An 8,185-nucleotide genomic window follows, 5' to 3' on the forward strand; every position below is an offset into this window, starting at 1 on the left:
CGTCGTGAAGGGACACTCGATGTCACGCATCCGTAGTCGCGCCAAGGCGTTCGGCGCCGTCGCGCTGGCCGCACTGCTGGCCGTCGGCTGCTCGTCCGGAAGCTCGTCCGGGCCGGCCGGCGCCACCGGTACCCAGGACTCCGTCGACGCCGCGCTGAAGGCCGGCGGCGAGATCACCTACTGGAGCTGGACGCCGTCGGCGAAGGACCAGGTCGCGGCGTTCGAGAAGGAGTTCCCGAACGTCAAGGTGAACTACGTCAACGCCGGCACGAACAAGGACGAGTACACCAAGCTGCAGAACGCGATCAAGGCCGGCTCCGGCGCCCCGGACGTCGCGCAGGTCGAGTACTACGCGCTGCCGCAGTTCGCGCTGACCGACTCGCTCGCCGACCTCGGCCAGTTCGGCTTCCAGGCGTTCGAGAAGGACTACAGCGCGTCGACCTGGGCCCAGGTGAAGAACGACAACGGGCTCTACGGCCTGCCGCAGGACTCCGGCCCGATGGCCTTGTTCTACAACAAGGAGGTCTTCGACAAGAACGGCATCGCCGTGCCGAAGACCTGGGAGGAATACGTCGCGGCGGCGAAGAAGCTGCACGCGGCCGACCCGACGAAGTACATCACCTCCGACACCGGTGACCCCGGCTTCGCGCTGAGCATGATCTGGCAGGCGGGCGGGCACCCGTTCACCACCGAGGGCCGGAACGTGAAGATCAACCTGGCGGACGCGGGCGCGAAGAAGTGGACCGCGCTGTGGGACCAGCTGATCGCGGGCAAGCTGCTCGCGCCGGTCAAGGAGTGGTCCGACGACTGGTTCCGCGCGCTCGGCGACGGCACCGTCTCCTCGCTGGTCACCGGGGCCTGGATGCCCGGCAACTTCCAGTCCTCGGTCCCCGGCGGCGCCGGCAAGTGGGCGGTGGCGCCGATGCCGACCTACGACGGCCAGCCGGTCACCGCGGAGAACGGCGGCAGCACGCAGTCGGTGCTCAAGCAGAGCAAGAACCCGGCGCTGGGCGCGGCGTTCGTGCGCTGGCTCAACCACGGCAACGGCGTCAAGCCGTTCATCGAGAGCGGCGGGTTCCCGGCCACCACGGCGGACCTGACCTCGCCCGCGTTCGTCGACGAGGCCGTGCCGTACTTCGGTGGCCAGAAGGTCAACCAGGTGCTGACGCAGGCGTCGGAGGACGTCGCGAAGGGCTGGACGTACCTGCCCTACCAGACCTACGCCAACAGCGTCTTCACCGACACCGTCGGCCAGGCCTACCTGAACGGCACGAGCCTCGACGCCGGGCTGGCCGCGTGGCAGCGGGCGCTGGTCGACTACGGCAACCAGCAGGGTTTCACGGTCAGCGCGGGATGAGCGTCCGGATCGAAGGTGACGTGCGCGAGGCTGTCGGTCCGGTCCCGCGTCGCCTCTTCGGCTCGTTCGTCGAGCACCTGGGCCGGGCCGTGTACACCGGGATCCACGAGCCGGGACACTCCACTTCGGACAGTCGTGGCTTCCGCGGCGACGTCCTGGAGCTGGTCCGGGAGCTGGGCCCGACGGTGGTGCGCTACCCCGGCGGGAACTTCGTCTCGGCCTACCGCTGGGAGGACGGCGTCGGGCCCGACCGGCCGGTCCGGCTCGACCCCGCGTGGCACAGCGTCGAATCGAACCGGTTCGGGCTTCACGAGTTCGCGGCGTGGGCCGAGGCCGCGGGCGTCGAGGTGATGTACGCGGTCAACCTCGGCACCCGCGGGATCTCCGACGCCGCCGACGTCCTGGAGTACTGCAACCACCCCGGCGGCACCGAGCTGAGCGAGCGGCGGCGCGCGAACGGCGCCGACCGCCCGTTCGGCTTCCGGCTGTGGTGCCTGGGCAACGAGATGGACGGCCCCTGGCAGATCGGGCACAAGACGGCCGACGAGTACGGCCGGCTGGCCGCCGAGACGGCCCGGGTCATGCGGATGATCGACCCGGACGTCGAGCTGGTGGTCGCGGGCAGTTCCCACGCCGGCATGCCGACGTTCGGCGCGTGGGAACGCACGGTGCTGCGCCACACCGCCGGGCTGGTCGACCACATCTCGCTGCACGCCTACTACCAGGAGCTCGACGGCGACACCGACAGCTACCTCGCGAGCGCGTCGGCACTGGACGCCTACATCCGGACGACGGCCGGGATCATCGACGAGGTCGGGAGTCCCGTCGGGATCAGCGTCGACGAGTGGAACGTCTGGGACCTGCGCCGCTGGAACGAGACCGACCAGCCGCGGCTCGTCGCGGGGGGCTGGCGAGAGCACCCGCCGCTGCTCGAAGACACGTTCACCCACACGGACGCGGTGGTCGTCGGCTCGCTGCTGAGCTCTTTGCTGCGCAACGTCGACCGCGTCACCATGGCCAGTCAGGCGCAGCTGGTGAACGCCATCGCGCCGATCCGCACCGAGCCCGGCGGCCCGGCTTGGCGGCAGCCGACGTTCCACCCGTTCCGGCTCGTCTCGTCGCTGGGCCGGGGAGTGAGCCTGCGGTTGTCCGTCGGGGGTGACCGGATCCGCACCGCCCAGCACGGCGAAGTCGACGTCGTCGACGTCGCCGCGACTCTCGACGGGGCTGCCGGTGCGGTGTTCCTGACGAATCGCGCCACGAAGACGAGCACCGACGTCGAGATCCGGCTCCGCGGCGGGAGGTTCGCGGTCGCCGCCGCCGAAACTCTCGGCTCCGCGGGCCCGGTGCCGCTGTCCGGCGCGGAAGCGACGTCCGACGCGAAGGGAACCGTCATCACCGCGACGCTGCCGCCCCTGTCCTGGACCGTGCTCCGGCTGGCGGGCCCGGATGCCTGAGTTCGCCATCGGGGACACGGACTTCCTGCTCGACGGCCGGCCGTTCCGGATCCTGTCCGGCGCCCTGCACTACTTCCGGGTGCACCCGGACCTGTGGGCCGACCGGATCGACAAGGCGCGGCGGATGGGGCTCAACACCATCGAGACGTACGTGCCGTGGAACGCGCACGCGCCCGAGCCCGGCACCTTCGACGTCACCGGCGGCCTCGACCTCGACCGGTTCCTGCGCCTGGTCGCCGCCGCCGGGATGTACGCGATCGTCCGGCCCGGCCCGTACATCTGCGCGGAGTGGGACAACGGCGGCCTGCCGGCGTGGCTGTTCCGGGATCCCGCGGTGGGCGTGCGCCGGTTCGAGCCGCGGTACCTCGCGGCCGTACGCGAGTACCTGACGCGGGTGTTCGAAGTCGTGGTGCCGCACCAGGTCGACCGCGGCGGGCCGGTGCTGCTCGTCCAGGTCGAGAACGAGTACGGCGCGTTCGGTGACGACAAGCGGTACCTGAAGGCGCTGGCCGAGTACACCCGCGAGGCGGGGGTCACCGTGCCACTGACCACGGTGGACCAGCCGGACATGCTCGAAGCGGGCGGCCTGGACGGGCTGCACCGGACCGCGTCGTTCGGCTCCGGCGCGGTGGCCCGGCTGGCGGTCCTGCGCGCGCACCAGCCGACCGGGCCGCTGATGTGCGCCGAGTTCTGGAACGGCTGGTTCGACGACTGGGGCACCCACCACCACACGACGTCCGCCTCGGACGCCGCGGCCGAACTGGACGCGCTGCTCGCCGCCGGCGCGTCGGTCAACCTGTACATGTTCCACGGCGGCACCAGCTTCGGGCTCACCAGCGGCGCCAACGACAAGGGCGTCTACCGGCCGATCGTCACGTCGTACGACTACGACGCGCCGCTGGACGAAGCCGGCGACCCGACACCGAAGTACCACGCGTTCCGGGAGGTGATCGCCCGCTACCACGAGGTTCCGGACGCGGCGCCGCCCCCGGCGCGGCCCGCCCCGACGCCGTCGGCGGTGCTGGGTGACCCGGTGTTCCTGCTCGACGCCCCGGAGCGCTGGGGCACGTGGCAGTGGTGCGAAGAGCTGCCGGTGTTCGACGAGCTGTCCCCGATGCCGCGGCTGGCGCTGCTGCGGACCTGGGTCGACGGGCCGGGGGTGCTGGTGTTCGGCGAGGTCCGCGACCGGGCGACGGTGTTCCTGGACGGCGTCCGCGTCGGCACGCTGCTGCGGGAGCACCACGACCGCGCGGTCCGGTTGCCGGCGTCGGGGAAACTGCTGGTGCTGGTCGAGGACCAGGGCCGCGTCGACTACGGCCCGCGGATCGGCGAGCCGAAGGGCATCGTCGGCGGCGCCTCGGTGGCCGGTTCGCCGCTGCTGGGCTGGGAAGTGCTGCCGATCGACCTGGCCACGCCGCCGGGGCCGCCGGAGCCGTCCGCTCAAGTCGCGGGACCGGTGGCCGGGCCGGTGCTGCTGCGCGCGTCCTTCGACGTCCCCGCGCCGGCCGACCTGTTCCTGGACACGGCCGGGTGGGGCAAGGGAATGGTGTGGTGCAACGGTTTCCTGCTCGGCCGGTACTGGCGGCGCGGGCCGCAGCGGACGCTCTACGTGCCACGCCCGGTGGTCCGGGGCGGAGCCAACGAACTCGCGGTCCTCGAGCTGGACACGCTGCTGGACCCGGCGGTCCGGTTCGTGCCGCGCCCGCTGCTGGGGCACACCGAGGCCTGAGCGGGTCCCGGGCCTGGCGGTGCTTCCGGCGCGCCAGGCCCGGGCACCCTCAGTCCACCGTGCCGAAGGGCCGCTGGGCGGCACCCTTGTGGCCCGCGGCTTCCCGGCCGTGCTCGCGCGCGATGTCCTCCGCGCTGCGCCGGCCGCTGTCACCCGCGTCCGGCTCCATGGCGGTGTCCGTCAGCGTCCCGTCGACCGAATGGTCCCCGGGGCCGCCGCCTTCGTCGCTCGCCGTCGCGGCGCGGGCCTTGTCGCCGGCCTCGGCCGCGGTCGGGTCGTCGCCGCCGACGTCGGGCGACCAGCCGTGGTGGTTCTCCTGTTCGGCCATGACGGCCTCCTCGATCACCGCACCCGGTCGGATCCGGGGGCGTGCCGGTCTGCGTACCCGGTGCGGGTCGCGACAAACGCCCCGTCCGGGGAGCTGAGGGTTCGGTACCGGTTCGGCCCAGCGCAGTCACGGGTCGCGGTCACGCGTCGGGTACCGCGGGCCGGCTGTCGCGGGCCGGTGCCAGGCCGAACGCCGGGACCAGCGCCGGGTCGTTGAACGCCGTGATGCGCGCGATCCGGTCGCCGGCGAGCGTCAGCACCTGGACGCCGTGGGCCTCGAAGCCGCTCCCGGTCCTGGCGTACTCCACCAGCGCCGGCTGGCCGTTGGCGCGCGTCGGGACCAGGTGCCAGCGGCCCTCGCGCAGCACCCGGCTCGCGAGGAACCCGACGACCGCGTCCCGGCCGGTGAACCACGTCGGGATCGGGGGCATCTCCAGCTCGACGTCGGCCCGCAGCAGCGTCACCAGCGCGCCGGGGTCGGCGCGGACGAACGCGTCGACGTAGCTGTCGAGCAGCGTCCGGCGGGCGGGTTCACCGGGCTCGGCGAGGTCGTCCTCGGCCAGGGCCGCCTCGGCGAGCCGGGCGCGGGCGCGGCGCAGCGCGCTGTCGACGGCGCCGGTCGTCGTGTCGAGGATGCCGGCGACGTCGGCGGCCGGGAACGCCAGCACGTCACGCAGGGTCAGCACGGCGCGCTGCCGGGCGGGCAGCAGCTGCAGCGCGGCGATGAACGCCAGCCGCACACCGGCCCGGCCCGCCGTGATCGCCGCCGGGTCGAGCAGCGCGTCCGGCACCGGCTGCAGCCACGGCACCGACGGTTCCGCGTCGGCGACGGGCACCCGGTGGTCGTCGGCCGGCGCGCCCAGGCCCGACGGCAGCGGCCGCCGGGCCCGGGTCGCCAACGCCGTCAGGCAGGCCGTGGTCGCGATCTTGTAGAGCCACCGCCGCACCGAGGAGCGGCCTTCGAACCGGCCGAACCCGCGCCACGCCCGCAGGTAGGTCTCCTGCACGAGGTCCTCGGCGTCGTGGATCGAGCCGAGCAGGCGGTAGCAGTGCGCGAGCAGCTCCGGCCGGAACGGCTCGGTCTCCGCGGCGAAGTCGGTCATGGTCCCGTCCACGTTAGAGCGCGCGCAGCCCGGAACCGTCGACCTGGTACTCCGCGGCACTTCCGGCGTCCGAAGCGACGTCGAGGACGGCCTTGGCGACCTGTTCCGGCGTCAAGACCGGCTGCAGGCCCTCGATGAAGGCGTCGCGGTCGACGCCGGCACGCGCGGCGTAGCCGGTGACGCCCGCCGCGCCGACGCCCGCGGTGGGCGTCAGCTGCGGCAGCAACGTGACGAACCGCAGGCCCAGCGCGGCGCGTTCCGACTCGCCGGCGGCGTACCCGCGCAGGTACCGGACCGCGGCCTTCGCGCCGGCGTACCCGCCGCTGAGCGGCGACCCGCCGAGGGCGGCCCCGCTCGACATCGACACGACGACCCCGCCGGGCGCCAGGGGCTCCCGCAGCGCGGCGCGCGTCCAGGCGAAGACGTGCCGGGTGTCGACGTGCCAGTTGCGGCTGAAGGTCTCCCAGGTCTGTTCGTGGATCGGCGCCATGGGCGGCACGGCCCCGGCGTTGAGCACGAGCAGCGCCGGCCGGTGCTCGTGGATGACGTCTCGCGCGAGCGCGTCCTCGGTCGCGTCGGCGGCGACGGGCACGAACCGCTCGCCGAGCTCGTCCCGGGCCGCTTCGAGCTCGGCTTCGCTGCGTGCGATGCCGACGACGGTGTGGCCGTCGGCGACGAGCGCGGCGGCGATCGCGCGCCCGAAGCCGCGGCCGGCTCCGGTGACGACGGCGGTCTGGCTGGGGTGGGACATCGGGCCCTCCGGGTGGTGGTGCGGTGCGGTCCGGATCAAGACCAGCGGGAGCGCCGGAAACCGTCGCGACGCCGACGTGAGCTGGGTCACAGTTGAATCCGGCGCGGCGGCCCGATCCAATGGCGTGGTGACCTCTTCGCTGCTCCTGCGCAACGCCCGCCTGCTCGACCCGCTGACGGGGGAGTACACCGAAGGGGACCTGCGGTGCGCCGACGGCCGGATCGCCGAGGCCGGGCCGGGGCCGGCCGCCGCCGACGTGCGGACGCTCGACCTGCGCGGCGCCGTCGTGCTGCCCGGGCTGATCGACGCGCACGTGCACGTCGCCGCGTCGACCGCGGACCTCGGCTCGCTGCCGGCGCAGTCACCGGCCTACGCGGCGGCTCAGGCCGCGCGCATCATGAGCGCGATGCTCGACCGCGGTTTCACCACGGTCCGCGACGTCGCGGGCGCCGACTACGGCCTCGCCGACGCGCAGGCGGAGGGGCTGTTCCGCGGGCCGCGGCTGCTGTTCTGCGGCAAGGCGCTGAGCCAGACCGGCGGGCACGGCGACAGCCGCACCCGCGGCACCCACGTCCGGGACGACCACCCGTGCTGCGCGGGCCTCAACCGGATCGCCGACGGCGTCGACGCGGTCCGCGCCGCGGCGCGCGACGAGCTGCGCAAGGGCGCCCACCACCTCAAGGTGATGGCCTCGGGCGGCGTCGCGTCCCCGACCGACCGGATCGACTCGACGCAGTACTCGGCCGACGAGCTGCGCGCGATCGTCGAGGAGGCGGAGGCGGCGAACCGGTACGTCGCCGCGCACGCGTACACCGCCCGCGCCGTCAACCGGGCCCTCGAGCTGGGCGTCCGGTCGATCGAACACGGCAACCTCCTCGACGACCGCAGTGTCGAGCTGTTCGTTTCGCGGGACGCGTACCTCGTGCCGACGCTCGTGACGTACTGGGCGCTGAAGGAGGAAGGCCGCGAGCACGGCCTGCCGGAATCGAGCTGGCGCAAGGTGGACGAGGTCCTCGACGCGGGCCTCGCCGCCCTGGAGCGAGCGGCCCGCGGCGGCGTGAAGCTGGTCTACGGCACCGACCTCCTCGGCGGCATGCACCGCCACCAGAACCACGAGTTCCGCCTGCGCGCCGAAGTCCAGTCACCCCTGGAGGTGATCCGCGCGGCGACGTCGACGGCCGCGGACCTGCTGAACCTGACGGGCGAGATCGGCACCCTCGCCGTCGGCGCGCACGCGGACCTCGTGGTGGTGGACGGCGACCCGCTGGCCGACATCGGGGTGCTGACCCGGCCGTTCCGGCACGTGGTGCAGGGCGGGGAAGTGGTGGCCTAGACCCAATGCCGGTCGTTTAGAACGCCGCATGGCCGGTAACCTGCCCACTTGTGGATTTTGAGACAGGTGGTGCCGGCGCCAGTCTGGCCGACCAGGCGGCGATCGGCGTGCTGACCCGGACGTTCCCG

At 73.3% G+C, this 8,185-nt stretch carries 7 protein-coding genes; 4 read left to right on the forward strand and 3 right to left on the reverse strand.

The genetic code is table 11. From position 1 onward, the window contains the following. Positions 1-19 precede the first annotated feature (19 nt). Genes ACLJQZ_RS44555 through ACLJQZ_RS44565 form a run of 3 tightly spaced genes read left to right on the forward strand, consistent with a single transcriptional unit; the run spans position 20 to position 4,543 of the window. Positions 20-1,357 (forward strand): ABC transporter substrate-binding protein, encoded by a 1,338-nt coding sequence (locus tag ACLJQZ_RS44555; protein WP_410627360.1) that lies wholly within the window; start codon positions 20-22, stop codon positions 1,355-1,357. Then, complete coding sequence (locus ACLJQZ_RS44560) at positions 1,354-2,814, forward strand: alpha-N-arabinofuranosidase (protein WP_410627361.1); 1,461 nt, start codon at positions 1,354-1,356, stop codon at positions 2,812-2,814. Before ACLJQZ_RS44555 ends, ACLJQZ_RS44560 begins: the two co-directional genes overlap by 4 nt. Next, positions 2,807-4,543, forward strand: coding sequence for a glycoside hydrolase family 35 protein (locus ACLJQZ_RS44565; protein ID WP_410627363.1), 1,737 nt, complete (start codon positions 2,807-2,809; stop codon positions 4,541-4,543). Before ACLJQZ_RS44560 ends, ACLJQZ_RS44565 begins: the two co-directional genes overlap by 8 nt. A gap of 49 nt (positions 4,544-4,592) precedes the next feature. Here ACLJQZ_RS44565 and ACLJQZ_RS44570 read toward each other — a convergent pair whose 3' ends face one another. The 3 genes from ACLJQZ_RS44570 to ACLJQZ_RS44580 all read right to left on the reverse strand — a co-directional run bounded on the left by ACLJQZ_RS44570 (position 4,593) and on the right by ACLJQZ_RS44580 (position 6,724). Further along, a complete protein-coding gene (locus tag ACLJQZ_RS44570) occupies positions 4,593-4,871 on the reverse strand; it encodes a hypothetical protein (RefSeq protein WP_410627365.1) in 279 nt (92 codons plus the stop codon). A gap of 139 nt (positions 4,872-5,010) precedes the next feature. Next, positions 5,011-5,973 carry an RNA polymerase subunit sigma-70 gene (locus ACLJQZ_RS44575; protein ID WP_410627366.1) on the reverse strand — a complete coding sequence of 321 codons (963 nt, stop codon included), beginning with the start codon at positions 5,971-5,973 and terminating at the stop codon, positions 5,011-5,013. A gap of 13 nt (positions 5,974-5,986) precedes the next feature. Next, positions 5,987-6,724 (reverse strand): SDR family oxidoreductase, encoded by a 738-nt coding sequence (locus tag ACLJQZ_RS44580; protein ID WP_410627368.1) that lies wholly within the window; start codon positions 6,722-6,724, stop codon positions 5,987-5,989. A gap of 127 nt (positions 6,725-6,851) precedes the next feature. On the opposite strand from ACLJQZ_RS44580, the gene ACLJQZ_RS44585 reads away from it, so the two are divergent. Next, on the forward strand, positions 6,852-8,057 hold the full coding sequence (locus ACLJQZ_RS44585; protein WP_410627370.1) for an amidohydrolase family protein: 1,206 nt from the start codon (positions 6,852-6,854) through the stop codon (positions 8,055-8,057). The last annotated feature ends 128 nt before the right edge of the window (positions 8,058-8,185 follow it).

It is taken from the genome of Amycolatopsis sp. cmx-8-4, assembly GCF_046548675.1.
Taxonomy (GTDB): Bacteria; Actinomycetota; Actinomycetes; order Mycobacteriales; family Pseudonocardiaceae; genus Amycolatopsis.